General features: G+C 56.3%; 29 protein-coding genes. 17 read left to right on the top strand and 12 right to left on the bottom strand.

Annotated features, from left to right (window positions below; translation table 11 throughout):
• Positions 1 to 11 precede the first annotated feature (11 nt).
• Genes QPL96_RS06845 through QPL96_RS06825 form a run of 5 tightly spaced genes read left to right on the top strand, consistent with a single transcriptional unit; the run spans position 12 to position 5,943 of the window.
• Positions 12 to 953, top strand: coding sequence for a DUF58 domain-containing protein (locus QPL96_RS06845; protein WP_303286529.1), 942 nt, complete (start codon positions 12 to 14; stop codon positions 951 to 953).
• Complete coding sequence (locus QPL96_RS06840) at positions 950 to 1,420, top strand: DUF4381 domain-containing protein (RefSeq protein ID WP_303286526.1); 471 nt, start codon at positions 950 to 952, stop codon at positions 1,418 to 1,420. Before QPL96_RS06845 ends, QPL96_RS06840 begins: the two co-directional genes overlap by 4 nt.
• Entirely contained in the window at positions 1,414 to 2,442 is a 1,029-nt protein-coding gene (locus QPL96_RS06835; RefSeq protein ID WP_303286524.1) for a VWA domain-containing protein, read from the top strand. The genes QPL96_RS06840 and QPL96_RS06835 overlap by 7 nt, the downstream gene beginning before the upstream one ends.
• A complete protein-coding gene (locus QPL96_RS06830) occupies positions 2,432 to 4,222 on the top strand; it encodes a VWA domain-containing protein (protein ID WP_303286522.1) in 1,791 nt (596 codons plus the stop codon). Before QPL96_RS06835 ends, QPL96_RS06830 begins: the two co-directional genes overlap by 11 nt.
• Positions 4,216 to 5,943, top strand: a complete 1,728-nt coding sequence (locus QPL96_RS06825) for a BatD family protein (protein ID WP_303286520.1) — start codon at positions 4,216 to 4,218, stop codon at positions 5,941 to 5,943. Before QPL96_RS06830 ends, QPL96_RS06825 begins: the two co-directional genes overlap by 7 nt.
• Before the next feature lie 13 nt (positions 5,944 to 5,956).
• Here the strand turns inward: QPL96_RS06825 and ccmI are convergent, their stop codons facing one another.
• From ccmI to ccmA, 9 genes are all read right to left on the bottom strand, one after another.
• Positions 5,957 to 7,225 carry a c-type cytochrome biogenesis protein CcmI gene (gene ccmI / locus QPL96_RS06820; protein WP_303286518.1) on the bottom strand — a complete coding sequence of 423 codons (1,269 nt, stop codon included), beginning with the start codon at positions 7,223 to 7,225 and terminating at the stop codon, positions 5,957 to 5,959.
• A gap of 64 nt (positions 7,226 to 7,289) precedes the next feature.
• Positions 7,290 to 7,769 (bottom strand): cytochrome c-type biogenesis protein, encoded by a 480-nt coding sequence (locus QPL96_RS06815; protein ID WP_303286516.1) that lies wholly within the window; start codon positions 7,767 to 7,769, stop codon positions 7,290 to 7,292.
• Positions 7,769 to 8,305, bottom strand: a complete 537-nt coding sequence (locus tag QPL96_RS06810) for a DsbE family thiol:disulfide interchange protein (protein WP_303286514.1) — start codon at positions 8,303 to 8,305, stop codon at positions 7,769 to 7,771. The genes QPL96_RS06815 and QPL96_RS06810 overlap by 1 nt, the downstream gene beginning before the upstream one ends.
• Positions 8,302 to 10,308 (bottom strand): heme lyase CcmF/NrfE family subunit, encoded by a 2,007-nt coding sequence (locus tag QPL96_RS06805; RefSeq protein ID WP_303286512.1) that lies wholly within the window; start codon positions 10,306 to 10,308, stop codon positions 8,302 to 8,304. Before QPL96_RS06805 ends, QPL96_RS06810 begins: the two co-directional genes overlap by 4 nt.
• A gap of 42 nt (positions 10,309 to 10,350) precedes the next feature.
• Complete coding sequence (gene ccmE / locus QPL96_RS06800; RefSeq protein WP_303286511.1) at positions 10,351 to 10,821, bottom strand: cytochrome c maturation protein CcmE; 471 nt, start codon at positions 10,819 to 10,821, stop codon at positions 10,351 to 10,353.
• 14 nt (positions 10,822 to 10,835) lie between these two features.
• Entirely contained in the window at positions 10,836 to 11,075 is a 240-nt protein-coding gene (ccmD, locus tag QPL96_RS06795) for a heme exporter protein CcmD (RefSeq protein WP_303286510.1), read from the bottom strand.
• A gap of 3 nt (positions 11,076 to 11,078) precedes the next feature.
• Positions 11,079 to 11,822: a heme ABC transporter permease gene (locus QPL96_RS06790; RefSeq protein WP_303286508.1), complete on the bottom strand. Its 744-nt coding sequence runs from the start codon at positions 11,820 to 11,822 to the stop codon at positions 11,079 to 11,081.
• Positions 11,823 to 11,853: 31 nt separating this feature from the next.
• Positions 11,854 to 12,579: a heme exporter protein CcmB gene (gene ccmB, locus QPL96_RS06785; protein ID WP_303286507.1), complete on the bottom strand. Its 726-nt coding sequence runs from the start codon at positions 12,577 to 12,579 to the stop codon at positions 11,854 to 11,856.
• A complete protein-coding gene (gene ccmA / locus QPL96_RS06780; RefSeq protein WP_303286505.1) occupies positions 12,569 to 13,207 on the bottom strand; it encodes a cytochrome c biogenesis heme-transporting ATPase CcmA in 639 nt (212 codons plus the stop codon). Before ccmA ends, ccmB begins: the two co-directional genes overlap by 11 nt.
• A 134-nt stretch (positions 13,208 to 13,341) precedes the next feature.
• On the opposite strand from ccmA, the gene QPL96_RS06775 reads away from it, so the two are divergent.
• The 7 genes from QPL96_RS06775 (at position 13,342) to QPL96_RS06745 (ending at position 16,545) form a co-directional block, all read left to right on the top strand.
• Complete coding sequence (locus QPL96_RS06775) at positions 13,342 to 14,724, top strand: flagellar hook-length control protein FliK (protein WP_303286503.1); 1,383 nt, start codon at positions 13,342 to 13,344, stop codon at positions 14,722 to 14,724.
• The gene (locus QPL96_RS06770) at positions 14,721 to 15,029 is read left to right on the top strand and encodes an EscU/YscU/HrcU family type III secretion system export apparatus switch protein (RefSeq protein WP_303286501.1); all 309 of its coding nucleotides are present in this window, start codon (positions 14,721 to 14,723) and stop codon (positions 15,027 to 15,029) included. The genes QPL96_RS06775 and QPL96_RS06770 overlap by 4 nt, the downstream gene beginning before the upstream one ends.
• Positions 15,030 to 15,229: 200 nt before the next feature.
• On the top strand, positions 15,230 to 15,481 hold the full coding sequence (locus QPL96_RS06765; protein ID WP_303286499.1) for a type II toxin-antitoxin system RelE/ParE family toxin: 252 nt from the start codon (positions 15,230 to 15,232) through the stop codon (positions 15,479 to 15,481).
• A 23-nt stretch (positions 15,482 to 15,504) separates the two neighbouring features.
• Positions 15,505 to 15,705: a hypothetical protein gene (locus tag QPL96_RS06760; protein ID WP_303286497.1), complete on the top strand. Its 201-nt coding sequence runs from the start codon at positions 15,505 to 15,507 to the stop codon at positions 15,703 to 15,705.
• Complete coding sequence (locus QPL96_RS06755) at positions 15,683 to 16,051, top strand: type II toxin-antitoxin system PemK/MazF family toxin (protein WP_303286495.1); 369 nt, start codon at positions 15,683 to 15,685, stop codon at positions 16,049 to 16,051. Before QPL96_RS06760 ends, QPL96_RS06755 begins: the two co-directional genes overlap by 23 nt.
• Positions 16,035 to 16,235: a hypothetical protein gene (locus tag QPL96_RS06750; RefSeq protein WP_303286493.1), complete on the top strand. Its 201-nt coding sequence runs from the start codon at positions 16,035 to 16,037 to the stop codon at positions 16,233 to 16,235. Before QPL96_RS06755 ends, QPL96_RS06750 begins: the two co-directional genes overlap by 17 nt.
• Positions 16,225 to 16,545 (top strand): type II toxin-antitoxin system RelE/ParE family toxin, encoded by a 321-nt coding sequence (locus QPL96_RS06745; protein ID WP_303286491.1) that lies wholly within the window; start codon positions 16,225 to 16,227, stop codon positions 16,543 to 16,545. Before QPL96_RS06750 ends, QPL96_RS06745 begins: the two co-directional genes overlap by 11 nt.
• Here QPL96_RS06745 and QPL96_RS06740 read toward each other — a convergent pair.
• Both QPL96_RS06740 and QPL96_RS06735 read right to left on the bottom strand, forming a co-directional pair.
• The gene (locus QPL96_RS06740) at positions 16,542 to 16,922 is read right to left on the bottom strand and encodes a hypothetical protein (protein ID WP_303286488.1); all 381 of its coding nucleotides are present in this window, start codon (positions 16,920 to 16,922) and stop codon (positions 16,542 to 16,544) included. The two genes, QPL96_RS06745 and QPL96_RS06740, sit on opposite strands and share 4 nt — an antisense overlap.
• A 196-nt stretch (positions 16,923 to 17,118) precedes the next feature.
• The gene (locus tag QPL96_RS06735; protein WP_303286487.1) at positions 17,119 to 19,002 is read right to left on the bottom strand and encodes a sigma-54-dependent Fis family transcriptional regulator; all 1,884 of its coding nucleotides are present in this window, start codon (positions 19,000 to 19,002) and stop codon (positions 17,119 to 17,121) included.
• A 210-nt stretch (positions 19,003 to 19,212) separates the two neighbouring features.
• Here QPL96_RS06735 and QPL96_RS06730 point away from each other — a divergent pair, with 210 nt between their 5' ends.
• The 4 genes from QPL96_RS06730 (at position 19,213) to QPL96_RS06715 (ending at position 24,844) form a co-directional block, all read left to right on the top strand.
• A complete protein-coding gene (locus QPL96_RS06730; protein WP_303286486.1) occupies positions 19,213 to 20,136 on the top strand; it encodes a transporter in 924 nt (307 codons plus the stop codon).
• A gap of 39 nt (positions 20,137 to 20,175) precedes the next feature.
• On the top strand, positions 20,176 to 22,287 hold the full coding sequence (locus QPL96_RS06725) for a PQQ-dependent dehydrogenase, methanol/ethanol family (protein WP_303286485.1): 2,112 nt from the start codon (positions 20,176 to 20,178) through the stop codon (positions 22,285 to 22,287).
• A 20-nt stretch (positions 22,288 to 22,307) separates the two neighbouring features.
• The gene (locus tag QPL96_RS06720; protein ID WP_303286826.1) at positions 22,308 to 23,816 is read left to right on the top strand and encodes an aldehyde dehydrogenase family protein; all 1,509 of its coding nucleotides are present in this window, start codon (positions 22,308 to 22,310) and stop codon (positions 23,814 to 23,816) included.
• A gap of 251 nt (positions 23,817 to 24,067) precedes the next feature.
• Positions 24,068 to 24,844, top strand: a complete 777-nt coding sequence (locus QPL96_RS06715; RefSeq protein ID WP_303286484.1) for a response regulator transcription factor — start codon at positions 24,068 to 24,070, stop codon at positions 24,842 to 24,844.
• Between the two features lie 141 nt (positions 24,845 to 24,985).
• On the opposite strand, the gene QPL96_RS19445 is transcribed toward QPL96_RS06715, so the two are convergent.
• The gene (locus tag QPL96_RS19445) at positions 24,986 to 25,144 is read right to left on the bottom strand and encodes a CHC2 zinc finger domain-containing protein (protein WP_368388907.1); all 159 of its coding nucleotides are present in this window, start codon (positions 25,142 to 25,144) and stop codon (positions 24,986 to 24,988) included.
• Positions 25,145 to 25,185: 41 nt separating this feature from the next.
• On the opposite strand from QPL96_RS19445, the gene QPL96_RS06710 reads away from it, so the two are divergent.
• The gene (locus tag QPL96_RS06710; protein WP_303286483.1) at positions 25,186 to 25,338 is read left to right on the top strand and encodes a hypothetical protein; all 153 of its coding nucleotides are present in this window, start codon (positions 25,186 to 25,188) and stop codon (positions 25,336 to 25,338) included.
• The last annotated feature ends 245 nt before the right edge of the window (positions 25,339 to 25,583 follow it).

Raw genomic sequence — 25,583 nt, 5'->3', positions numbered from 1 at the left:
AGCCGCCAGCAATGCCGAACACCGACACAGCAACCTACATCGGGCTGGCGGATCTTATCCGCCTGCAGGCGGATGCCCGGGCATTGAAACTGCCTTCGGCACGGCCGGTGCGTTCCCGTCAGGCCGGCCTTCAGCGATCACCCCAGCGGGGCCGGGGCATGGCCTTTGCCGAAGTCAGGCTATACCAGCCCGGCGATGACATCCGCAGTATTGACTGGCGGGTAACCGCCAGGCGCCAGGCGCCGCATACCAAACTCTACGAGGAAGAGCGGGAACGGCCGGTACTGCTGTTGTGCGATCTCGGCCCGAGCCTTTTTTTTGCCAGTACCGGCGCCTTTAAACAGGTGCGTTGTGCCCAGCTTGCCGCTATCCTCGCCTGGCTGGCTCTCTGGTCCGGAGACCAGGTGGGGGGCATTGTCTTTAATGGCGAAACACTGAGCGTTCAGCGCCCGGCCCGGCGCAAGAAATCGGTACTACGGCTGCTGGATACCCTGGCGGAGCAGCAACACCGGGCGAGTCACGAGCTGGCGCAAAATGAAGGTGCCAGCCAGGGCAGGCTGGATACCGCCCTGACCGAGGCACGCCGGGTTGCCCATACCGGCAGCCGGATTTTCGTGATCAGCGATTTTCTGGAGATCTCCCCGGAGACCGGTAAACTGCTCGGCGCCCTGGCCCGCCACAATACTGTCAGTGCACTGAGAGTGGTCGACCCCCTGGAAAGGGAACTACCGAAAGCCGGGCAGTTCGCGGTGGCGGGCCCGGACGGCCCGGTCTGGTTTGATGCCGCCAACCCACACTTCCAGAGGGCCTGGCATGAGAAGGTGGCCAGCCATGAACGGCAGCTCGAAGACTGTTTCCAGACCTCTGGTGTCACTGCGGCAGCCGTTTCGACCGGGGACGATCCGGCGACGGCCCTGAAATCACTGCTCGGACCAGGGGGGCGAATCGGGTGAATCCGCAAGACCCGCTCAGTCAGCTCAGAGACATTCACCTGCCCGATCCCGGAGGTTTCTGGCCACCGGCGCCCGGGTGGTGGATTCTGGCCATTCTGGGGATTGCGCTTGTCGCCGCAGTGACCTGGCAGATTCTCAGGCGCAGACGCAGGAACCGCTGGCTGCGGTCGGCACGGTCGGAACTGGCCATGCTGGAGCGCTCAGCGGCCCCCGATCCCCAGTGGTTTGTGCAACTGAACAGGCTCCTGAAACAGGCCGCCCGCAAGCGATACCCACAATCGCACCCGGAAGCCCTGACCGGTGATGCCTGGGTGGAATTCCTGTTAGCCACAGCCCCCGAACACCGGATTGCCTCAAGACCGGTGGCTGAAGCCCTGGTAGAAAGCGCCTGGCGACCTTCGGTTTCAACCGAGCCTGCCCAGGCCCTGGCATTTGCCAGGCTGTGGCTGGGAGGTCAGAAATGCTGAACCTTGCCTGGCCCTGGGTGCTGACTCTGGTCATCATTCCCCTGCTCCTTCAGTGGCGCAAACCTCAGGGACAGTCGGTGGATGCGCCGGTTCTGCCGGTTGGCCACTGGCTGTCAGACCTGCCCGGCGTCAGCCGCCGGGGCAACGCTGTGCCGCTGTGGCAGAAACTGCTGCTGCTCCTGATGTGGGTATTACTGGTCATTGCCCTGGCCCGGCCGCAGCACGTTGGCGAACAAACGCAGATGCCGGTGTCCGGCCGTGACCTGATGCTCGTGGTGGATATTTCTCCCAGTATGGATGAGCAGGACATGGTGCTTCAGGGCCGGAGCATTAACCGGCTGCAAGCAGTAAAGCGGGTCCTTGATGACTTCATTTCCCGCCGCCAGGGCGACCGGCTGGGATTGATCCTGTTTGGTACCGAACCCTACGTCCAGGCGCCCCTGACCTTTGACCTCGAAACCGTCAGAACCCTGATGCGGGAAGCCGGCCTCGGTATGGCCGGCCGTGCCACGGCCATTGGTGACGCCATTGGCCTTGCCACCAAACGGCTCCGGGACAGACCCAAAGACCAGCGAGTGATGGTGCTACTAACGGATGGCGCCAACACCGCCGGCGAAATAACACCGGACAAGGCCACCGAGATTGCCACTGCCGCCGGCATTCGGATTTACACCATCGGCATCGGCGCGGAGTCCATCGTGCAGCGTGGCCTGTTGGGGTCGCGCCGCGTCAACCCGTCCCGCGATCTGGATGAAAGCCTGCTGACCCGGATGGCCCAGCAGACCGGCGGTGAGTATTTCCGGGCCCGTAGCCTGCCGGAGCTTGAACTCATCTATGAACGCATTGATCAGTTGGAGCCCATCGAACTGGAAGGCAAATACTACCGCCCTGTCACTGAACTCTACGCCTGGCCCGCCGGCCTTGCGGCGGCCCTGTGGGGCATGCTGTTTCTGTACCGGCGGATGGGCCAGATAATGGCCACGCGTCGCCGGCAAAGTGAGAGGGAACCGGATGTTGGCTGATTTTCACTTCCTGCGCCCGCTCTGGCTGCTGTTGGTTCTCCTGCTGCCATTGATGTACCTGGCGTTCCGCCAGTTACATCTGGGGGACAGCGGTTGGTCCCGGCTCATTCCGGCCCGCCTGTTGTCACCTGTCATACGCCACGAAGGCACATCAGGCAGACCCCCGAAATCCCCCATGGTGCCAGCTGCCATGGCCCTGGTCGTCCTGGCCACTGCCCTTGCCGGACCGGCCTGGCGGGAGGCGCCCACCCCGCTTAAACAGCCGGGGGACAGCCTTGTGATTGCACTTGATCTCTCACTCTCCATGCTGGCAACAGACGTAGAACCAGACCGTCTGACCCGGGCCAAACGGAAAATCCGGGATATTCTCGCGGTACGGCAGGGCAGCCTGACCGGGCTGCTCGTGTACGCCGGTGATGCCCATGTGGTCACACCGCTGACCGATGACACCAGAACCATTGAGGGTATGCTGGACGTGCTGGATCCGGTGATCATGCCAGCCACCGGCAATCGTGCTGACCTTGCCATCGTCAGGGCGGCCGATCTGCTGAAACAGGGTGCACCGGGTAACGGCCGGATTCTGGTGATCACCGACCAGATCGGTGAACACTATTGGCCTGAAATACGGGAGACTCTGTCCGAAACCGGATATGCGTTCAACACCCTGGTTGTGGGAACCGAAGAAGGTGGGCCCATTCCCCTGGCCCGCCGCGGATTCATTCGTGAAAACGGCGAAATTGTGATCAGCCGTGCCACCCCCGGCGCCCTGTCGGAACTGGCCCGGAGCACCGGGGGCCAGAGCCACGAACTGACCCTCAACAACACCGATATTGAATCCCTTGAACTCAGTCCGAAAGACACCGATGACTGGCAGGATACAAGTGCAGGGCTGACCGTCACCCGCTGGCAGGATGACGGTTACTGGCTGCTCTGGCTGGCCGCCCCCCTGATTCTGCTGGGATGGCGCCGGGGCGCATTTACCGCCCTGGCCCTGGTGCTTTTACCGGCGTTTCCACAGCCGGCAGCAGCCATGACCTGGGCCGACCTTTGGCAGCGTCAGGATCAGAGAGCCCCCGAACTGATCCGGAACGATCCGAAGCAGGCAGCCGCCCGGCTGGATGATCCCGAATGGAAAGGCTCCGCACTGTATCGGTCTGGTCAGTTTGATGCGGCCGCGCAGGTCTTTTCCCGGGCCGAAGGGCCCCGTGCCAGTTACAACCAGGGCAACGCACTGGCCAGAGCTGGCAAACTCGAAGAGGCCGTCACAGCTTATACTAGTGCCCTGGCAGCGAATCCGGATATGGAAGATGCCCGCCACAACCTGAAGATTGTCGAAGAATTACTGAAGCAGAAAAATCAGGACAAAGACGGCAGTCAGAGTAACAATCAGAAAGACCCATCAGAATCCCCGGGCAGCGATGGCCACAAGCCGCAGGATAATCAGGGCCAACCCGGAAACAGTAAAAATCCCGGTGACTCTGGCAACGAGCAGCAGCAGAACTCCGGGAACAGCCAGGAACCAGGGGAACCGAATCGCAAGCCGGATAAGCAGGCGAATGAACCGAAGGGACAGACGCCGGAACAGGCATCGGCAGAACAGGCGTCATCGGCGAACCAGTCCCAGGCGCCTGCGCCGATTTCTGAAACGCCCCTGACACAGAGCCAGGAGCAGTCGCTCAGGCGGATTCCCGACAACCCGGGCGGCCTGTTACAGCGAAAGTTCCTGCAACAGTATCAACAACGCCAGACTCCATCCGATGAGGGCGATACACCATGGTAAAACGGTTGATCACAGCGGCTGTCTGTCTTTTTCTTCTGATAACAATCTGGCTGCCGGTCCAGGCGCAAGAGCTCATAGTCGAGCCAGACAGAACCCGGCTTTACGACGGTGAGGTGATGACCCTGACGGTTAAAGGCAGTATGGAAATCGATATCAACCTGGGCAACCTGTTCGATTTCGACATATCCAGCCTGCCCAAGCCCGATATCGAAAAGGTACAGCCGGATTTCGAGATCCTCGCGCAGAACCAGCAATACAGCATCCATACCATCAACAGCCAGATGGTCGGCGAGATCACCTGGACCTACCAGCTTGCCCCGACAACCACCGGTAAACTGACCATTCCCGCCCTCACTTTCAATGGCGCCGTTTCCGAGCCTGTCACAGTGGAAGTTGTGGACGGCACGCCACCGGATCAGGCAGACACCGACCGTGACAGCTTTATTGAACTGTCCGCCGATAAGGCCGAGGTTTATGTGCAGGAGCAGTTGATTCTGACCATTCGCCTGTTCTTCCGCGGCAACCTGATCCGGGGCGAACTGTCGGAACCCCAGCACCCCGATGTTGTTATCGAACCGCTCGGCAGGCAACAGGAATTCTCACGCTACCGTGACGGTGTGCGCTATCGTGTGGTGGAACGCCGCTATGCTCTGTTTCCGCAGCGCCCGGGCAGTTTCAGGCTCTCGCCAATCCGGTTTGAAGGCCAGTCCCGGGACGCCCAGGGCAAGCTCAGATTCCTCAGGGACAGCGAGGAGCTGTTTGAAATACCGGTCAAGGAGGTGCCATCGCAGTTCACCGGAAAAACCTGGTTGCCGGCACGCAACCTAAGCCTGACAGAAGCCGGGTTGCCGCCAACTCTTGAAGTCGAAACGGGTGAAAACATCACCCGGGAAATCCGCCTGACAGCAGCCGACCTGCCCTCGGAGACGCTGCCGCCACTGCCGGATGCTGTGCCACCGGGTTTGAGGAGTTATCCGGAGCAACCCGAGCGAACCACCGAGACAACGCCCGACGGTCTTTCCTCATCCTTGACGCAGTCAGTGGCCCTGGTGCCGGTTGAGGCCGGGCAAATGACCCTGCCGGCCATCCGCATTCACTGGTGGGACACGGAAGCTGATCGCGAACGTGTTGCTGAGATTCCGGAAAAAACATTGACGGTAACGGGCCCGACTGCCGCTGGCGCAGTACCGCCGCGGAAAACAGCCAAAACCGGCGGGGAGACACCCGCAAAAAGAAAAAGCGTGACACCCGATTCGCCGGATAATCAGGCTCCGGACCGGACCAGCCTCTGGCAATGGCTCAGTCTGGTGTTGGCGGTGCTATGGGGGGGCACTTGGCTGGCTTGGTGGCGATTACGGAGGAACCCGGCAAACCTGCCGGTTACCGGTGAAACCGGAAATGATCGGGCCGCCTTTGACCGACTCATCATCGCCGCCCGGGACGGTTCCGCGACAACGCCGGAACTGCTGGTGGAATGGGCCAACCTGCACACACCCGGCCACGGCTTTCATTCCGCGGCAGACGTTGCCAGCCATTTCCGGAACGAGGCGTTAACCGCGGAGATCAGAAAACTGCAGGCTCGCCTTTTCGCGCTGGGACACGGCACGGAAGACTGGGATGGACGCGCCATGGTCGGGGCACTGGAGCAAATAAGAAAAGCGACCGCAAAGCCGGAGGCCAGGGCTGACCTGCCGCCGCTCTATCCCCGGGGCCTAGCCTAGCCGCGTGACCCGGTCAGTTGGTCAGCTGCTGATCGATCACAATGGCGACCGGCTCGCCCTGGCCGTCGCCCACCGCGACCGGCATATCCGTGCTGCCCTGCCAGTCTCCCGGCTGGGCGCCCACACTTCCGGACCGGCTGAGCCGGGCAGTAATCACCACTTCTTCAGCATCGGAAATTCTGGCTTGGGGTGACATGGAATAGCTGTCGTCCAGGCGTATTTCTGCTGGCAACTGACCTGCCGTCAGTCTTGCCACGGCCAGCGGCGGCCCTTGCTGGGCGCCAGCCTGGCGTGCAAACAGGAACAGCGTGGTATCCGCAGGCACCTGGTCCCTGAAAGCCTCAACCAGTGTTACCCGCACGGTAACCCCTGCGCCAGCCGCTTCGGGTTCGGCAGCCGGTTCGGGTGGCTTCTCTCCCAACCGGGTGTAGGCTTCACGTATTCCCTCACGGATGGAAGCAATCTGGGGATGATCCGGAGCCACGGTCTCAATCCGCTCCCAGTATTCGATGGCCTGGCGATAATTTTGTTGGCTGAACGCGTTGATACCCAGCAAGCCAAGGACATTCACCTCATCCGGGTTCAGCTTGCGCGCCTGTTCGATGGCGGCAGTCACTTCTTCTGTCATGGCACCCTCGCTGTCAAAGAACAACGCCTGGGCCGCCAGGCCATAGGCGACGGATTCGGAGCGGTCATCACCCGAGACGCTCCCTGCCAGTTGCCGGAATGCCCAGGCCGCATCGTTGTACCGCTCCAGACTCATATAGGTGCGACCCAGCATGGCCCAACCCTCCGGGTTATCCGGGCTGGCTTCAAGGCGCTCGCGCAGCTGTTCGGAAAGCTCAGACATCTGAGCCTGCCGCGCGCCGTCGGGAGCACCTATTTCCTGCATGGCGATGAACTGTTCAACCTGGTCCATCGCGCCCCAGTGCTGATACAGGTAGAACGTTGCCGCCGGCACCAGAAGGATAGACACAAGCGCGACGGCCATGGCACTTCCCCGGCCACTTTTGACCAGTCCCGTGTGCTCGCCCTCCGGCACGTCATCCAGCATGGCACCGGCCAGTTCTTCCTTCAGCTGGCGATAGTTTTCGTTGTCCAGGATGCCGGCCTCATACTCCCGGTCCAGCTCCTTCATTCTGGAGCGATAGGCCATCAGGTTCTGGTTTTTCAGATCCGTCTGTTTTCTGGCACCGGTCCGGTGAGAAAGCACCGGGTAAAGCACGAACGCCAGGGCAATAATGATGAGTACTGTTGCGGCAATCCAGAAAGTTTGAGTCATGGAATTCCAGTCACAGGTTCAGAATTAAATCGGGTAACGGCTTGAAAGGCAGAAGGCAAAAATTTCAGGAAGTTCTGTCCTGTTCCTTATCGGCCAGCATCCTGTCTACACGGGCTTTCTCTTCAACGCTGAGCACGGAACCTTCAGCTCCTGCCCGCCGGGAGCGGATAATCACAACCGCCACGGCCAACAACCCGCCGAATACGGTGATCACTGGTGTTGCCCAGAGCAGGAACGTACGGCTGTCGAATTCCGGTTTATAGCGCACGAACTCACCAAAACGTCCGACCAGCGACTCGACAATCTCTTCATTGCCGGCACCGTCCTTCATCATTCGATAGACCTCGTCCCGCATATCCCTGGCGATCGGCGCGTTGGAGTCGGCGATATTCTGGTTCTGGCATTTCGGGCAGCGCAGCTCGGCGATCAGATTCTGATACCGCTGTTCCTGCGCCCGGTCCTCGAAATCATAGACGTCCGCCACGTCCCCGGTTGCTACCCCGGAGATCAGAACCACCAGGGCAAGAAAAACAATCCTCGGCATCAGCCCTTCCCCTGCAATTCGTTGATCACCGGTTGCAGTGCCTGTTCCCAGACCGTCTCATTGATCACACCAACGTGGCGGTAGCGAACAACGCCCCCGGCATCAATGATGAAGGTCTCGGGGGCACCGTAAACACCCAGGTCAAACCCGAGTGTTCCCCTCGGGTCGTAGATGATTTCCCGGTATGGGTCGCCGAGACGGTCGAGCCAGACCAGGGCATCTTCACGGTTGTCCTTGTAGTTGAGGCCGATGATGGGCACACCCTTTTCCTCCGCCAGCCACATCAGATCATCGTGCTCATCCCGGCAGGCCGGACACCAGGTGCCCCACACATTCAACAGGGTAACCCGACCGCGAAACAAGCTCTGATCCAGCATGGTGTCGGGGTTACGCAGTTCCTGCAAGCCGAATTCAGGGACTGGTTTCCCGATCAGTGCCGACTCCAGTTTGGTGGGGTCCTTGCCGATGCCGGCAAACAGCACTACACCAATCACCACGGCAACGAGTAACGGGAGAAAGAGCAGGAACCGCTTCATGATACGGCTCCCGCGGAGTGTGCCGGCCCAGCGTCTGTAACAGGTGCGCCGATGCCGGCCTTTTCCTCTGCCCGTTCCCGGATCCGGTAACGGCGATCAGAAATGGCCAGGAAACCTCCGGCAGCCATGAATATCGCGCCCAACCAGAGCCAGCGCACCAGCGGCTTGTACTGAAGACGGATAGCCCAGGCGTCGTCGGAAATGCGTTCACCAATGGCGACAAAAATGTCCCGGAACAGTCCGGCGTCGATGTCCGCCTCCGTCATAACGCTCATGCCAACGGAGTACTGGCGCTTTTCAGGGTGCAGCTCGGCGACGGGCTCACCGTCCAGCATCACGTCAAAACTGCCGTACTGTGCGGTGAAATTGGCTCCGCGACGCTCGCCAATGTCCTTGAACACAAACTGATAATCACCGACGGTCGCCACATCGCCCGGCACCATGCGCACGTCCCGCTCGATACCATAATTCGAGACCACCGTGGCGCCGGCCATGGTAATTGCCAGGCCCAGATGGCCGAGCACCATGCCGTAATAGCTGCGGGACTGGCGCCGGAGCCCATGGATTCGCCCTTTCCTCGAAGAGGATTTATCCCAGAGATCCCAGAAGGTGGCAACCACCACCCACATTGCTGTAAATACCCCGAGAAATGCCCAGGGCTTGAAGCCACCATAGCCAATCACAACGGCCGTGCTGGCGATAAGGCTGACCGCCAGGGGCCACAGCAGTTTGCGTGCCAGCCAGCCACCGTCGGTCTTCTTCCACCGGGAGAATATTCCGGCACCCAGCAACAGACCGGTCGCCACGGCCAGCGGGCTGAAGGTAAGATTGAAGAATGGCTCACCGATCGACAGCTTCCCCATTTCCAGGAAATCGAGAACCAACGGGTAAAGCGTGCCAACGGCCACCAGCAGCGTGGCTGAAACCAGCAGCACGTTGTTCAGCAGCAGGAAGATTTCCCGGGACAGCGGCCCGTACCGGGAACGAACATGAACCACCGGCGCCCGGAAAGCATAGAGCGCCAGGCTGGCAATTACGGTTATCGCCAGCAGCGCGAGCAGGAAGGTGCCCCGCTCAGGGTCGGAGGCAAAGGCATGAACGGAAGTCAGCACTCCGGAACGGACCAGGAAGGTACCCAGCAGACTGAGGGCGAACGTGACAATTGCCAACAGCACGGTCCAGCTCTTGAATACGCCCCGTTTTTCAGTGACCGCCAGCGAATGCATCAACGCGGTGCCTGATAACCAGGGCAACAGCGACGCATTTTCCACCGGATCCCAGAACCACCAGCCGCCCCAGCCAAGCTCATAATAGGCCCACCAACTGCCCAGGGCGATGCCAAGGGAAAGGAAGGCCCAGGCGACGGTGGTCCAGGGTCGTGACCAGCGTGCCCAGGCAGCATCAAGGCGGCCATTGATCAGCGCCGCAATCGCAAAGGCGAAGGCGACGGCAAAACCGACGTACCCCATGTATAGCAAGGGAGGGTGAATGATCAGACCCATATCCTGGAGCAACGGATTAAGGTCCGCCCCGTCTGCGGGCACGTTGGGCAGCAGGCGATCAAACGGATTCGAGGTAATTATGATGAACAGCAGGAATCCGACGCTGATCATACCCAGCACTGAAAGCACCTGGGAAATCATCACCGAGGGCAGTCGACGACTGAAGATTGCCACGGCCAGCGTCCAGCCTGCGAGCATGAGTATCCAGAGCAGCAGCGAACCCTCGTGGCCACCCCAGACCGCACTGAACTTGAAGTACCAGGGCAGCATGCTGTTGCTGTTATTGGCAACGTAGGCCACTGAGAAGTCGTCTGTCACAAAAGCGCGGGTCAGTACAGCGAAGGCAAGGCCAATAAAGACAAACATTCCGGCCGCCAGAGGCCTGGCAAATGCCTGAAGGTTGCCTCTGTCAGTCAGGGACCCCGCCAGGGGTACCACGGAAAGAAGCACTGCCAGCAACAGCGCGAGTATCAGTGCAAGCTGTCCGAGTTCGGGATACATCAGAGCCCTCCAGAAACCAGGCTGTTAGGTGAAGCATTTAGTTTAATAGGATACCGTGTTCGTATTCGCACTGGCCTTGTTCTGGCCTTTTGATGCCTTCTCAAGCGCATCAGCGACTTCCGGCGGCATGTAATTCTCATCGTGCTTGGCCAGAACCTGATCGGCCACAAAGCGACCGTTAGTATCCAGCCTGCCCATGGCGACCACGCCCTGCCCTTCGGCAAACAGATCCGGCAGGATACCAGTATATTCAACCGGTACCGAAGCGCTGAAATCGGTGACCCGGAATTCGACCGTGAGGCTGTCCGGAGCTCTTACAACCGATCCCTCCTCGACCATTCCGCCCGCCCGGATTCTGACATCCACCGGCGCTTCACCGGCGGAGATCTGGCTGGGGTCATAGAACAGGTTGATGTTCTGGCGCAGGGCATAGGTTGTCAACGCCACAGCGACGCCCAGCCCCACCAGCAGGAACAGGACAATAGTCAGGCGTTTCTTTCGGATCGGATGCATCAGCTACCTGCCATTCAGTCTTGGGGAACGTGTACGCGGGTGAAGGAAGCCGCGGAGCCGCGGGCAGCCTGTTGTTCTCTCCTGCCGGCCTGAAGCTCATAACCGCGTCGGCAGGATTCAATCGCTGCCTTGCGGCGGAGTAAAGACCAGACCATCAATGCGATCATCAGAATGAAGAAGACACCGTAACAGGCCCAGACATAAGGCCCGTGGCCCTCCATCACCAGAAATGCCGAAAAGGAATCAAACGCCATACCTCAGCCCCTCCCGGCCATAACATAATCTTTGACCCAGCGGGTTCTCTGCTCGCGGAACAGAATCTCTGTCTGCATCCGTAAACAGGCCAGCCAGCCAAACAGCAGATACAGGCCAAGAACGGAAAGCAGCAACGGAACCCACATGTCCGCCGGCATTGAGGGCTTTTCAGTCAGCTTGAAGGTGGCCGGCTGGTGCAGGGTATTCCACCACTCCACGGAGTATTTGATAATAGGGATATTCACGACCCCGACCAGCACAAGAATCGCCACCGCCCGGGCCGCCGACTTTTCATCATTGATGGCCCGGTCCAGAGCAATCACACCACCATAAAGAAACATCAGGATCAGCATGGACGTCAGCCGGGCATCCCAGATCCACCAGGTTCCCCAGGTCGGCTTACCCCAGACAGCGCCGGTAAACAGCGCAAGGAACGTTAATACCAGTCCTACCGGCGCCACCGCCTTAATGAAAACATCCGCCAGCTTCATGCGCCAGACCAGGGTCACAACTGCCGCAACGGCCATCATGACGTAGACGGACTGGGCAAGAAAAGCAGTCGGCACATGGATAAAAATAATCCGGTAGCTGTTGCCCTGAAGGTAATCCTTGGGTGCGAATGCCAGCCCCCAGACAATGCCCGCCATCAACAGGAGTATGCCGCCCGCCAGCAGCCAGGGCATCAGCCGGTCTGCAATCCCGAAGAACCATTTGGGAGAACCCAGCTTGTGAAAAAATTGCCACATCAGATGTTCACCGTCCTACCGTTACCTTGTTTTAGCCGTTAGACAGGCTGATACGCAGCGCTGCAGCCGATGCAAAGGGCGCCAGTGTCAGCGCCAGCACCAGAAATGCCCCCATCAGCGCCACGTAGGCACCAACCTGGGCACCCTCCGCCGCGGCGGCCACTGTCCCGGTACCAAAAATCAGGACAGGAATGTACAGCGGAATGATCAACAGGGACAAGAGCACCCCTGCCGAACGTAACCCCAGGGTCAGGGCTGCACCAATTGAACCAATCAGACTCAGCACCGGCGTTCCGATTAGCAGCGTTAGACACAAAACTCCGATGGAGTTCCCGTCAAGATGAACCATTACGCCAAGTACCGGCGCCAGCACTACCAGCGGCAGCCCCGTTAACACCCAGTGCGCCATGGTTTTCGCCAACACCAGGAGAAACAGGGGCTGAGGCTGGAGCACCAGTTGCTCCAGCGTGCCGTCATCAAAATCGTGCCGGAACAGATGATCCAGCGAAAGCAATACCGAAAGCAGCGCAGCTACCCACAGGATACCGGCACCAGCCTCCCGCAAAAATGACACTTCCGGGCTAACCCCGAGGGGGAAAAGAGTGACAACCATGACAAAGAACAACAACGGATTCAGCAAATCCTGTCGTTGCCGGAAGGCCACCTTCAGGTCCCGGCCAAAGACGGCCCGCATTGCCGCCAGGGCTCCTACCGTATCATCCCGCAGCTTCAGGATGGGGCGGACATCAGCATTCATCAGAGGACCCTCCCCCCAGAACAATACGCTGCATTCCCGTCATCCGGAGATCGTGGTGGGTTGTCACGACCACAGCACCACCTTCGGCGGCACGCTGCCGCAGGAGATTTTCGATGGCGCTGACACCACCGGCATCAATGGCCGTAAAGACCTCATCCAGGAGCCAAAGGGGTTCATCGGCGATCAGCAGCCTGGCAAGGGCAACCCGCCTCTGCTGGCCGGCTGAAAGCTTCCGGCAGGGCAGGTCCTGAAATCCGGCCAGGCCGGTGCCCTCGAGCGCCTGGCGCAGCACAGGGTCTGGCACAGGGCGCCGCCCGGACGTCAGTGCCCGAAGATTTTCCACCGGCGTCAGCAACGGCTTGATGCCCGGTCGGTGGCCAAGGTACAGGGAATTTCTAGAGAATTCTTCCCGCTGGCCGGATCTTGGCTTGCCACACCATAGAAGCTCGCCGGACCAGGCGTCGTTCAGGCCGGCCAGCATTCGCAGCAGGGTGGTCTTGCCGGAGCCATTGGGGCCCTCGACACGGGTAACCGTACCGGGCAGTATTGAGAACGACAGGTCACGGAAAAGGGTCCGTTCGTCCCGTTCGCACTGTAGATCGACAGCCTGTAATAACGGCTCAGACATCAGGACCCCGTAACCAGGACGATGCGCGCAGGCGCGGCATCGGGTGCATTCTTGACAGCGACGGCGGATGCGCCATTATTTGCGCACGACCGTCCCGCACGGCGCATTATAACGAAAGCGCTTGCGGATTACTCTTGTCCAACATCAAATCAGCGACGATGAAACTACCCAGCGGACAACAGCCTCCTGCTCCTTCTGCCCAGCCGGCATCCCAGGCGGCCCGACCAACCGGCACCGCAGAAGTCAGCCGCGAGCCCGTCGCCGCGTCCGCCAGGCAACTGCTGGACCAGGCCCAACTGGCAAACCGGGAAACCACCCTGGCCCGGGTTGCGGAGATCGTAAACCGGCAAAGCGGAAGCAGTGCCGATGTGTTGCTGGATATTCGCGGCAAATCCCTTCTGGTCCAGGCGGCTGTCGGTAAAACCGAGCTCTCGCCCGGTGACTGGGTAAAGGTGATGCGGGCCGAAAACGAACTGCAACTGATCGGCAAACTGGCGCCGGCTCCGGAAGCCAGCATCGCACGCGCCCTGGCCCAGCGGCTTCCGTGGCAGCAAACCCTGGACGCCGGCCTGGCAAAACTGATGGGCACACTGACGCAGGGTCTCAGACAGGAACCGCTGCCCGGCCAGTTGCCTTCACCCCGGCAGGTCCAGCCCCTCCCGGAATCGGCCAGACAGGCCATCGAACAACTGGTTTCAAGGTTGCCGTCGGGGAGCAGCCTGACACCAGGCGCCGGCGGCCAGACCACAACACCGCAGCAGGTCCGCCAGTGGCTTTCCGAAAGTGGCCTGTTTGCCGAATCACGCCTGGCCCAGACACCCGCGGCCCAGCTCCCGGATCTCAAACTGGCTCTTGGCAGGGTAATTACCGCATTGCTGGCGCAGCAGGGCGGCACTCCGGAACAGTTCAACCGCTTGACACCCATATCAACACCGGAATTAATGCAGGCACCCCTGCAATTTCCGCAACCTCCGGCGCCGCCCCGGCCCCAGGTGTCCGGCAACGGCGAACCACCCGGTGTCGGGCAGATGCTCCGTCTGCTGGCAGGGATGCTCAACCGCATCACAGTGAATCAGCTACACAGCCAGGTGCTCACGGCCCGGGGCGGCAGTGATGCTGCAGCGCCCGCCTCTACCCTGCTGTTGGACCTGCCCTGGCTGACCTCCCAGAACGAACCCAGGCTGGCGCAACTGCGAATTGAACAATATCCGGAGAAGAAGGAGCCGGAACGGAAATCCACGGCGCCGGCCACCACCGAATGGCGGCTTGCACTGGCGATGGATCTGGACGAAGCTGGCCCGCTTCATTTTGACGTCGCTTTGCGGCAGCAAGCGGTCAGCGCCCGGGTCTGGGCGGAGAAACAGACGACGCTGCGGCGGGTGAACCAGGAACTTCCCGTGCTGAGGCAGAGTCTGGCAGACTTCGGGCTGGAAGTGACGGACCTGGAGTGCCGCCGCGGAACACCCCATAGCAGCGTCACCCGGCTTGAACACAGACTGGTGGACACCCGGGCATGACGTCAGAAACACAGCACACAAACACCAGGGCCGCCGTCGCACTCAAATACGATGGCGACAAAGCCCCCACCATCAGCGCCACCGGCACCCACGAGCTGGCGGAAGAAATTATCCGCATTGCCCGGGAGCATAAGGTTCCGCTGTATGAGAATGCCGAACTGGCAAGTATCCTGGCCCGACTGTCTCTTAACGAGGAAATCCCCGAGGCGCTGTACCGGGTTATCGCCGAAATTTTGGCATTTGCCTTCCATATCCGGGGGCTTACGCCGGATGACAGAAAACCGGATGCCTCAGTGGATCAATGAACGGAGTGCCCAGGCCTGCTGCCAGTTGCCAGTTGCCAGTTGCCAGTTGCCAGTTGCCAGTTGCCAGTTGCCAGTTGCCAGTTGCCAGTTGCCAGTTGCCAGTTGCCACCGTGCAGACTCCTAGACAACGATTGGTGGTTCAAGTGCTTAAACTCCTCCATTGCTATACATGTCATACATGCATAGCAATGGAGGTTGTCATGTTGGCTATTCAACTACCCGCAGAGATTGAAGCGCGCCTGGCTGATCTGGCTGTGAAGTGGACAGCCAGATCAGCCAGGCGTGTCAGTGAAGAACTGGTACAAAAAACCATTGGCCTTGATGAACTACCCTGCAAAGGGCGTATGGTGGCCGAACTGAATGAAGATGCCGTGCATGAGCTGGGACTTTACTCCTACCGGATTTTGTACGAGATTAACCCCGAGACAAGGCCCGCCAAGCCTATCGAATGACCGCCTGATAGGGAAGACTCAACATGCAACCACAGGCAGAACACATGCTGGAGAAACTGGAACACCTCTCACCGGAGCGGCTGGCCGAGGTCGAGGATTTTATTGATTTTCTGAACCAACGGGATCAGGACAAGCGTTTGCGGCAGGATTACGCGCAGGCAGCCGAAGACACTTTCAGCAAGGTATGGGATAACGACGACGATGCCATCTACGACACCCTATAACTTCGGCGATGTGGTGTTGGTGGGCTTTCCGTTCACCAATCTGCAAACCACCAAGAAGCGGCCCGCCGTGATCATCAGTAGCCAGAGCTATCAGCAGAATCGGCCTGATGTGATTTTAATGGCGATCACCAGTCAGGTTCGGCAACCGCTGGCCACTGGTGAAGCCCTCCTGCAAGACTGGCATATTCAGGATCGTGAGCTTTTGCGCCGTTTTGAAGCGGTTGATAGCCTGTCGGAGAAAGAGAAAAGCCTGGCCAAAGAGATTCTGGATTTGGTGATTTTAAAACACCGCTTCCAGTCCCTGGCCGTCAACACTGGAGGAACGCCCCATGTCGCTGAGCGCTAAAGAAGAAGCCAAACGCCTGATTGATCATTTACCTGATCAGGCCACATTGAATGACATCATGTACGAACTTTACGTCAAACAAAAAATCCACGCCGGATTGCAGGCTGCTAAAGAAGGTCGCACCATTCCCCACGACGAAGTTAAACGGCGTTTATTGAACAGAAGAGGTAACCGTGAGGATTGAATGGTCGGAGATCGCCTTTGAGGACTTGGAAGGCATCCGCGATTACATCGCTAAGGATGCCCCGTTTTACGCCGACCAATTTATGGACAAGCTGATGTCAGCCACCGACAAACTGAAGGATTTTCCCGAGATCGGGCGGCGGGTGCCGGAAGCCGAGGACGACGCGGAGAACATACGCGAGCTGATTTTTCATGCCTACCGGATCATGTACCAGGTCAACCAGCCGGAAGACTTTGTACTGATCGTCACCGTGGTACATGGCAGCCGCAACATTGCCGGACAGGAACCAAAGCCTTGGGAGATTATTTAAGCTTCCAAAAACTCTACATCAATTCGGTCAACTTTCAACCAAATAAATTTTCCGTCCAAATACCCGTAATCTGACAGCAAGACTTCATCTTCAAATTGAATACCACAATCAATGACTCCTCGCTCGAGCCGTCCTTTAATCCAGTATGAAAAACCATTTCCGATTCTTTCCAGCCCCGCAGATTCAGCTTCCGATTCTTCAACTTCGTAATCGTCAAAGATCATCAATTCAAACGAAACCGGATATTTTTCGCCCTCACGAATCTCATAGGGGCAAACACCTGCAAAGCAAGTTACTTCAAGACCATTCAAGTTCAAAGCAACCTCTTCTTCGACGTCATGCCCTATGGCTTGTACTAGTGCAGTATGTCTATTCATTTATTGAACCGGATAAATCGTTTTATCTTGAGCATTACCATTTAAGGTTTTCCAAAAATCCTTCCCGCTCTTAGTGTGCAGAGTTGTTATTTGCCCTTGGCTGTTAGTTCCCACAAAGGCGAATTTGGATTGTCCTTTGCTCGTATTAACCCGTTTTATCCTCTCATGAGAAATTCGGGCTAGTCCACGAATTACCTCAGAGGCCAAAATGTTTTATTTTCCGATAGAGAGTGGCTCGTGTTATTCCTAATTCTCGAGCTGCGGCACTGACATTGTGATTGTTTTTTTCAAGCACACATCGCACCGCCTCGCGCTCTGCAGCGGCGAGTGTGCCGCCCTCGCCAACGGACATCTCCGCAGCGCCAGCTTGGACCCTAATGTCGTCGGGTAAGTGTTCAACATCAATAATTCCCTGAGTAGAAAGCGCCTGGCCAAGATTCAGAGCCTGTTGGAGCTCTCTGATATTACCTTTCCAAGAATGGTGCCTTAAAAGATTACGGGCCTCAGCTGTCAGTATTGGCGGGGATCCTTCCTGTGACATTAAGGCCAGCAAGTGCTCAATCAAAGCATCAAGGTCTTCACGCTCTCGCAGAGCAGGGAGCTGCACCCTGAGGCCGTTTATCCGGTAATAAAGATCGCTGCGAAAGTCTCCACTTTCCATAAGCTCGTCAAGATTCCGATGCGTCGCACAGACCAGAGAAAACGAGACGGGCCGAGGCCTCTCTTCTCCAAGCCTGGTGACAGTACGTTCCTGCAAAACACGTAGCAAACGTGCTTGAAATTCAATTGGCATATCGCCTATTTCATCCAGGAAGAGCGCACCGCCGCTAGCCTCCTCAAATTTCCCTTTGGCACCCCCACGTCGGGCACCAGTGAATGCGCCGTCTGCATAGCCGAACAACTCTGATTCAATCAACCCGGCCGGGATAGCCGAGCAGTTCACGGCAACAAATGCGCCTTTTGAAGAAGGCCCCTTGGCATGTAACGAACGCGCTAAAACCTCTTTGCCCGTTCCGGTTTCCCCAGTCACCAGAACCGGAACTCCAAACTGAAAGGCCCGGTGCGCCTTGTCGAAAAGTGGTTTTGTAGGCTCGCCCACGTAAAACGACTGAACGATGTCGGGCCGTCTTTGCGGTGGCATCGAGTTGACGCTGAAAGGCCCTTTGCGAAGATTTTCAACCTTAAGAAAAAGCCTTACTCCATTGTGACATTCAACTTCTACAGGGCTGTGTTGTGACCCCTCAATCTCAGCAGCGCGGCATGAGAATAAGTCTTTGAAACAGACATGACTCTTCGTCTTCTCGAGAGAATCGATGTCCAGCATCTGCCTGGCCGAATGGTTTGCACCTAAAACTTCACCATCCTCGCCGAAATGTATCAAACCACGCATAGGTGACTGTGTAAGCTCCGGGCGATAGTGAAGCGCGAGGACCAAGGCGCCACGCAAATCGTCGACCATTCGATTCTCAACAGACCGAGTTGCGAGCGCAACTGCCTCAAGAATCCCGACCGGTCGCCCATCATAAGGTTTGGAGGCATTCAAAGCCCCGACCAGCGTCCCTGCAGGGTCAAAAATGGGCACTGCCACGCAGGATAGATCGCGGAGAGAATGCAAGAAATGCTCACTTCCACACACAACAGAAGGCCTGCCTTCTATCAAAGCGCAGCCGGGGGCATTGGTTCCAGCTATCTCCTCTGAAAGGTCCATACCAGCATTCAAAGCGGCTCCGAGCACTTCGTAGCAGGGCCTTTCATTGCCGAAATATTTAATACTATGACCTTCTCTCTCCACACACGCCAAGACCCAACCTGCAGAACTCATTGAACGGAACAACCGTTGCATTTCAGGCTCTGCATATGTCAGGAGCCGCTGGTGCTGATTGCGGACATGAGAGATCTGGTCGAATCGCGCGGCCTCAAGTAACACCTGATCCGTGGGGGACACTTTATGTTGCCTGCATCTTAGCCAGGAACGCAAAACCTCATCCCGCACCAACTGGGACGGTACAACACGCCCTTCATCAAACAACACACGCGCTTGCTGAACCTGAGCATTAATGTCAACGATCTTTTTATGCATAACGATACCCACGGCTCTGTATTGTTTTTATTCAATCGTACACTTTTAGTGTATTGAAAAGATCCACTTTTTTCCGAAACCTGAAACATTGAAGCCAAGAAAACCTCTTAGATCACTGTTTAAAAAGGACTTTCAAAAACCCTGCCGATCTGGCATATCGATTGCAAAAAATTGAGTGCAATACTAACAAAACTAATAAGAGGCTGCACTATGTCATCTGTATCAAACTATACGCACAAAAGTTCACTCCGTTCCAGAATTGGGAATTTCTGTGTCGCTTCTGCTGGCCTGGGCACCATGTTGCTAGCTTCTGGAAATGCAGTAGCTATTGAGGTTGATGCCGGGGATTACACGGCACTGCCCGCCGGAACCAACCTTGGAATGGTCTACTATCAATACGCCACTGCAGATTCCCTGTACTCGGATGGCGACAAGGCGCCTATTAATGCTGGATTGGACTCACAGGTAGGAATCCTGCGGGGGGTGCATTTCACTGAAATTGGCGGTTATACAGTAGACCCTCAATTCCTCCTCCCATTCGGCAAGGTAGAAGGAAAAGACGATACCTCTTCCCTTGGTGACACCAGTGGCATCGGCGACCTGATACTTGCGGCGACAGTTTGGCTTGTGAACGAGCCCGAAAGTAACACCTATTTCGGCATTACTCCCTTCCTGTTTGTTCCAGTAGGAAGTTATGATCGAAATGACACATTAAACCTTGGCGAAAACCGTTGGAAATATGCATTACAGGCGGGTTACATAACCGGTCTCACTTCTAACATCTCATTAGACCTCATTGGTGATGTAACTTTTTTTGGCAAGAATGACGAACTCGGTGCCTCCAAGGCCACTTTGGAACAGGACCCCTTGTATCAGTTCCAGGGCTTCCTGCGATATAACGTAACGCCTCAATGGGATCTTCGCACCGGCATTTCTCATACGTTCGGTGGTGAAACACAGATAAACGATGTTAATCAGGACAATGACCTTGCGACCACAAAGATGACAATCGGTACAGCATGGTTCGCGAATCCGGGACTGCAACTAATCGCAAATTATGGAAGAGACTTGTCCGTAGAAAATGGATTCAAAGAACAACATCGGCTCAACTTTCGTATTCTAAAAGCGTTTTAAAATCCTATAAAACAGTAATAAAAACGAAAGGACATAAACATGAACCTGATCAAAAGTTACCACAAAAACCGTTTCACGAAAAAAGCAATAAGTAGTGCACTAGTTCCATTTTTGGTAATCGGAGCAAGCACAGTTAGTGCCGCCGATCAGGTTAATCAAAACTATATCATTGAAAATGCCAAAACCGGCAAAGACTGGCCAACCCATGGCTTTGATTATGCAGAAACGCGCTTTAGTCCTCTCTCCCAAATTTCGGCCAATAATGTCGAAAAACTCGGGCTTGCATGGTCCTACAACCTTGGGTCTGAGCGAGGTGTCGAGGCTACTCCTCTTGTTGTAGATGGCGTAATGTACGTCACTGCTTCGTGGAGCATTGTACATGCACTTGATGCAACAACCGGCAAAAAACTCTGGACCTACGACCCTGAAGTACCTGGTGAGGCGGGCTCAAGGGGTTGTTGTGATGTTGTAAACCGCGGTGTGGCAGTGCACTACGGAAATGTCTATGTTGCATCCTACGATGGTCGATTGATCGCCCTTGATGCAAAAACCGGCGAAAAAGTCTGGGAAACGAATACTCTGCCCGACGACGACATGAGCTACACGATTACCGGCGCACCTCGAATTGTTAACGGCAACGTGATCATAGGCAATGGTGGGGCCGAATTTGGAGTCAGGGGCTACATAACAGCTTACGACGCCAAAACCGGAGCACAGAAATGGCGTTGGTATACCGTACCGGGAAATCCGAACGAACCGTTTGAAAACGAAGCCATGGCTCACGCCGCAAAAACCTGGGACCCAAGTGGAAAATACTGGGAGGCCGGTGGCGGCGGCACTGTATGGGACTCCATCGTTTTTGATCCGGACCTGAATCTCTTATATATCGGCACAGGTAACGGCTCTCCATGGTCACACAAGAAGCGTAGCCCGGAAGGTGGGGATAACCTCTATCTCTCCTCAATTGTTGCTCTCAATGCCGACACTGGTAAGTACGTGTGGCATTACCAAGCCACGCCCGGGGATAACTGGGACTATACTTCAACGCAGGACATGATTCTCAGCGAGCTCATGATTGATGGAGAGCGTCGCAAAGTTATCATGCAGGCTCCCAAGAACGGCTTCTTTTTTGTTCTCGACCGGACAAACGGTGAATTCATATCCGCCGAAAATTATGTCGATGTTAACTGGGCCACGGGATACGACAGCAATGGCCGTCCAATTGATGTTCCTGAAGCACGATCCATGGATGAACCCTTCGATATTATCCCGGGGCCTTTCGGCGGACACAATTGGCACTCAATGTCGTTTAACCACCAAACCGGCCTAGCTTACTTCCCCACTCAGCACGTCCCGATCACGATGGTCGAAGATCCCTCCTGGGAAAACATAGAAAGCAATGAGCCAGGACAACCTATGAGTGGAGTAGGCTGGAACACCGCTTTCCGATTCAATGTGGCGCCACCATCAAGCAAGCCGTTCGGGCGACTTACAGCCTGGGATCCCGTTACGCAGCAGGAAGCCTGGCGTTATGAACATGTCTCTCCCTGGAACGGCGGAACCCTGACAACGGCCGGCGATCTGGTATTTCAGGGAACCGCAGATGCTCGCTTTATGGCATTCAACGCGCGAACGGGTGACCCCCTATGGGAATCCCCAATGGGTACCGGCGTCATTGCAGCGCCCATCACCTATGAAGTAGACGGCACTCAGTATGTCTCTATTGCAGCGGGCTGGGGCGGTGTTTTCGGACAATCCCAGAGAGCCTCCGATCTCAAGACCGCCGGCACTGTTTATACGTTTGTCCTGAACGGTGATGCCGAGATGCCTGAGTTCACCAAGTATCAGTTGAACTCTCTGGTTTCGGGCGTTGAATACAATCCCGATTTTATTGGAGAAGGCACGGCTCTCTACGTCAGTAATTGCGTGTTCTGTCATGGCGTTCCCGGCGTAGACAAGGGCGGTAATATTCCAAACCTGGGTTATTCAAAGAAATCAGTCATTGAAAACCTGGACGCCTTCCTGTTTCACGGCCCATTCGTTTCCAGTGGGATGCCTGATTTTAGCAAAACACTCACTGAGACGGATGCCGAAAAAATAAAAGCGTTTATTCAGGGCACTGCTGATGCCATCCGTCCTAAGAACCAGTGATTTGAGGGAACCCAATGAATATGTTCACGAAACAACCGCAAGATTTAGAGAATAAAACGCAAGCGTTCCTGGCCCGTCAAAATCACCGCATGCTGATTGGTGGTCAATGGGTTGATGCTCTGGAAAACAAACGCATCGAGGTAGAAAACCCGGCTGAAGAAACGGTTATAGGAAGCATACCCTTTGCACACCCTGATGATGTTAACGAAGCGGTTAACTGTGCAAAAAGTGTGTTCAATAGTGATGCCTGGGGGCGAATGAGACCCTCCGCCCGTCAGCACATGCTTCTTAAACTTGCAGATCTGATCGAGCGAGACGCCAGAGTCATTGCTGAGCTGGAAGCCATCGACAACGGCAAGTCTGCTGCTGTTGCCGAAGCTGTTGACGTAAGCCTGGGACTGGAATTCTTTCGCTACATGGCAGGGTGGGCAACCAAAATCGAGGGCTCGACTCTTGATGTGTCCATTCCCTTTGCCCCAGCTGACTCTGACTTTTCTGCATACACCCGACGCGAACCCGTCGGTGTTGTTGCCGCCATCATACCGTGGAACTTTCCTTTTCTGATGGCCTGCTGGAAGCTGGCTCCGGCACTTGCAGCGGGCTGCACGGTTGTGTTGAAGCCTGCGGAACAAACCTCCCTTTCTGCCCTTTATCTGGGCGAGCTGATCGGAGAGGCAAAGTTTCCTGACGGGGTTGTCAATATCATTACTGGCGAGGGCCAGAGTACTGGATCTGCCCTGATAACGCATCCCGACATCAACAAGATTAGTTTCACGGGATCCACAGAGGTGGGGCAGATCATAGGCCGTGCGGCGATGGATACTATGGCGCGTGTCACTTTAGAGCTGGGTGGCAAGTCTCCAATGATTGTCCTTGCTGACTGTGATCCCGAGAAGGCTGCCCAGGGAGCAGCGGCAGCGATTTTTTTCAACCATGGACAAACCTGCAGTGCAGGCTCGCGACTTTACGTTCACCGCAGCATTTATGACGAGGTCCTGGGTCGGCTTGCCGAGTTGGCAGAGGCAATCCCGTTGGGGCCCGGCCTCGATCCAGCTGCGCAAATGGGACCACTCGTGTCCAGGGTTCAGCTAGACCGAGTCTGTCGCTACATTGAAACGGGCCGTCAGGAAGGTGCGCATCTGGTCACCGGCGGCGAACGTGCTGACCGCAAAGGTTATTACGTCAAGCCCACCATATTTGCGACCGAAGACGATTCTATTGTCATAGCCAAAGACGAGATCTTTGGTCCCGTTCTGGTGGTCATCCCGTTTGATGATATCGAGGATGTCGTAGACCGGGCCAATGATAGTCGCTATGGCCTGGCAGCCAGTATCTGGTCAAACGATCTTTCTCAGGTACAACGCTTAATCCCGAAATTAAAGGCAGGCACTGTTTGGGTAAACGGGCACAACATGCTTGACGCCAACATTCCATTCGGTGGCTATAAACTCTCAGGGGTTGGACGTGATATGGGTAAACAGTCGCTCGATTCATATCTTGAAACAAAGTCGGTTGTCATTGCACTTTAAGAAGAATGCTAAACCCCGGCTCTGAGAAGCCGGGGTTTAGCATTGATTGGTCAACCATTCAACTTCCGAGAGTCGAATACCCCCTTCCTCACAGGTGAGCCACAAAGCATCGATATGGGGATCAACAGAATGACGCAGGACTGCTGTATGGCTCCTTGCGCGATGCCGCTCGAGATAGTCAGGTATCCATGCGGCGAGGAGTGCGAGCGGCACACAAGTCAATATATGTACAGTTTGGCGAGGAATAACAAATGCTAGAAGAAGCCAATAACTTCAGAAGCTTGGCAAAGAGCCAAACCACGCTGCACTCCCTCCCTGTTCCTGACATTGGGCAGGAAGACGTCGAAATAACGCCATTATCCAAGGCTATGATTGCTGATTATCAGCCACTTTTTCGCGACTCATTAAGGGATATTGTTCAAAGAAATCATGATTGTAAACATGTCTTCGAGGTATTCAGCTTGGAAGAGGCAATGGAAATCGTGAATGAGCATGGCAGCCTTGGTCTCATCTTCTTCGATTTCGACATGCCGGACATGAGGGGGCTTGGCGGTCTCGGTTGCTTAAATGAGATCGCACCCTCCCTCCCCATCATAGTTATGTCGGTTAGAGTAAATAGGTATATCACGTCTCAGGTGATCGGTCGGGGGGCCATGGGGGTCGTAGCGAAAACTGCATCAAGAGATGAAATTGTCCACGCCATTCGACAGGTTTTGGATGGCAAGATTTGCGTTTGTGCAGGCTCTGACGAATTCGAAAGTGGTAATGGCCGTGGTGCTGTCCGGGCCGCCTCAGAAGCAGAGGTTGATCCGAGCCAGTTTCAATCTTTAACGAAGCGACAGCTAACAGTTCTAGAGAGAATGACACTTGGTGAGTCCAACAAACAGATCGCGTACAATTTGCACTTGGCGGAAACCACCGTTAAGGCTCATGTTTCGGCTGTCCTACGTAAACTAAATGTTCAAAATCGCGCACAGGCGATCCTTGCAGCGAGTTGTCTCGACCTAGTTTCCCGAATGCGCAAATAGCCGGGCGTTTCGATTCAGGGCAGACCTAAAACGAAGCCGGAGTCGCAAACTGACTGAAAAATCAAATCAGCCGGTGGGTGCCATTTTTGTCCATCACCGGCACCACCAGGCAACCGTTGAAGTGCTCGTGGCCAGATGATGTCAACAACAGCGAAGTTTGACCGTTTGCGTTCCCACCTCAGCCACCAGGCCCGCATCCTTCTGCAAAATCTCGCAGGCAAAACGGAAGCTGACACCCTGGGTTTTCATCACCCAGTCAATCACCGTGCCCGCCGCGCCACAGCCAAAGCAGTTAAACAGTTATTTTTCGGGGTAATGATCAGGCTTGGCGTGTCGTCCTCGTGGAAGAGGCACTTGATGGCGTAGTCCTTACCCTGCTTCTGGGGCTGGTAGCCCTGACTTTCCGCAACGCCAATGAAGATGCCGTGACCATCCGTCTGATCTCAGCGCGGCCAGCCACGAAACACGAGATTCGGCAGTACGAACAAGGGTGATCTCTATGCGTGAAGAGTATGATTTTTCAAAAGGCGAACGTGGTAAATTTTTTAATCCAAACGCGAAACTAACTATTCAGCTGCCTCCCCGTAAAAGGCCCTGTTAACCCCCTTCCGGTGTCGACTGCGTATTCCAGACCAAGGTTGCCACTGATTCCAGACGAAGCCTGCCACCCATTCCACGCGAAAGCTGCCACTGATTCCACGGCAAAGCTGCCACCCTGGCAGGCTGCCTGACTCGCCCC

It is taken from the genome of Marinobacter sp. SS8-8, from assembly GCF_030540945.1.
Classification (GTDB): Bacteria; Pseudomonadota; Gammaproteobacteria; order Pseudomonadales; family Oleiphilaceae; genus Marinobacter.
The sequence above is the reverse complement of the archived record's forward strand: the minus strand, read 5'-3'. Positions and strand labels throughout refer to the sequence as shown.

Coding starts and splice junctions, on each gene's coding strand:
- QPL96_RS06845 (WP_303286529.1), top strand. CDS start 12: ATGCCGAACACCGACACAGCAACCTACATCGGGCTGGCGGATCTTATC.
- QPL96_RS06835 (WP_303286524.1), top strand. CDS start 1,414: ATGCTGAACCTTGCCTGGCCCTGGGTGCTGACTCTGGTCATCATTCCC.
- QPL96_RS06830 (WP_303286522.1), top strand. CDS start 2,432: ATGTTGGCTGATTTTCACTTCCTGCGCCCGCTCTGGCTGCTGTTGGTT.
- QPL96_RS06825 (WP_303286520.1), top strand. CDS start 4,216: ATGGTAAAACGGTTGATCACAGCGGCTGTCTGTCTTTTTCTTCTGATA.
- ccmI (WP_303286518.1), bottom strand. CDS start 7,225: ATGACTCAAACTTTCTGGATTGCCGCAACAGTACTCATCATTATTGCC.
- QPL96_RS06815 (WP_303286516.1), bottom strand. CDS start 7,769: ATGCCGAGGATTGTTTTTCTTGCCCTGGTGGTTCTGATCTCCGGGGTA.
- QPL96_RS06810 (WP_303286514.1), bottom strand. CDS start 8,305: ATGAAGCGGTTCCTGCTCTTTCTCCCGTTACTCGTTGCCGTGGTGATT.
- QPL96_RS06805 (WP_303286512.1), bottom strand. CDS start 10,308: ATGTATCCCGAACTCGGACAGCTTGCACTGATACTCGCGCTGTTGCTG.
- ccmE (WP_303286511.1), bottom strand. CDS start 10,821: ATGCATCCGATCCGAAAGAAACGCCTGACTATTGTCCTGTTCCTGCTG.
- ccmD (WP_303286510.1), bottom strand. CDS start 11,075: ATGGCGTTTGATTCCTTTTCGGCATTTCTGGTGATGGAGGGCCACGGG.
- QPL96_RS06790 (WP_303286508.1), bottom strand. CDS start 11,822: ATGTGGCAATTTTTTCACAAGCTGGGTTCTCCCAAATGGTTCTTCGGG.
- ccmB (WP_303286507.1), bottom strand. CDS start 12,579: ATGAATGCTGATGTCCGCCCCATCCTGAAGCTGCGGGATGATACGGTA.
- ccmA (WP_303286505.1), bottom strand. CDS start 13,207: ATGTCTGAGCCGTTATTACAGGCTGTCGATCTACAGTGCGAACGGGAC.
- QPL96_RS06770 (WP_303286501.1), top strand. CDS start 14,721: ATGACGTCAGAAACACAGCACACAAACACCAGGGCCGCCGTCGCACTC.
- QPL96_RS06765 (WP_303286499.1), top strand. CDS start 15,230: ATGTTGGCTATTCAACTACCCGCAGAGATTGAAGCGCGCCTGGCTGAT.
- QPL96_RS06760 (WP_303286497.1), top strand. CDS start 15,505: ATGCAACCACAGGCAGAACACATGCTGGAGAAACTGGAACACCTCTCA.
- QPL96_RS06755 (WP_303286495.1), top strand. CDS start 15,683: ATGCCATCTACGACACCCTATAACTTCGGCGATGTGGTGTTGGTGGGC.
- QPL96_RS06750 (WP_303286493.1), top strand. CDS start 16,035: ATGTCGCTGAGCGCTAAAGAAGAAGCCAAACGCCTGATTGATCATTTA.
- QPL96_RS06740 (WP_303286488.1), bottom strand. CDS start 16,922: ATGAATAGACATACTGCACTAGTACAAGCCATAGGGCATGACGTCGAA.
- QPL96_RS06735 (WP_303286487.1), bottom strand. CDS start 19,002: ATGCATAAAAAGATCGTTGACATTAATGCTCAGGTTCAGCAAGCGCGT.
- QPL96_RS06730 (WP_303286486.1), top strand. CDS start 19,213: ATGTCATCTGTATCAAACTATACGCACAAAAGTTCACTCCGTTCCAGA.
- QPL96_RS06725 (WP_303286485.1), top strand. CDS start 20,176: ATGAACCTGATCAAAAGTTACCACAAAAACCGTTTCACGAAAAAAGCA.
- QPL96_RS06720 (WP_303286826.1), top strand. CDS start 22,308: ATGTTCACGAAACAACCGCAAGATTTAGAGAATAAAACGCAAGCGTTC.
- QPL96_RS06715 (WP_303286484.1), top strand. CDS start 24,068: ATGCTAGAAGAAGCCAATAACTTCAGAAGCTTGGCAAAGAGCCAAACC.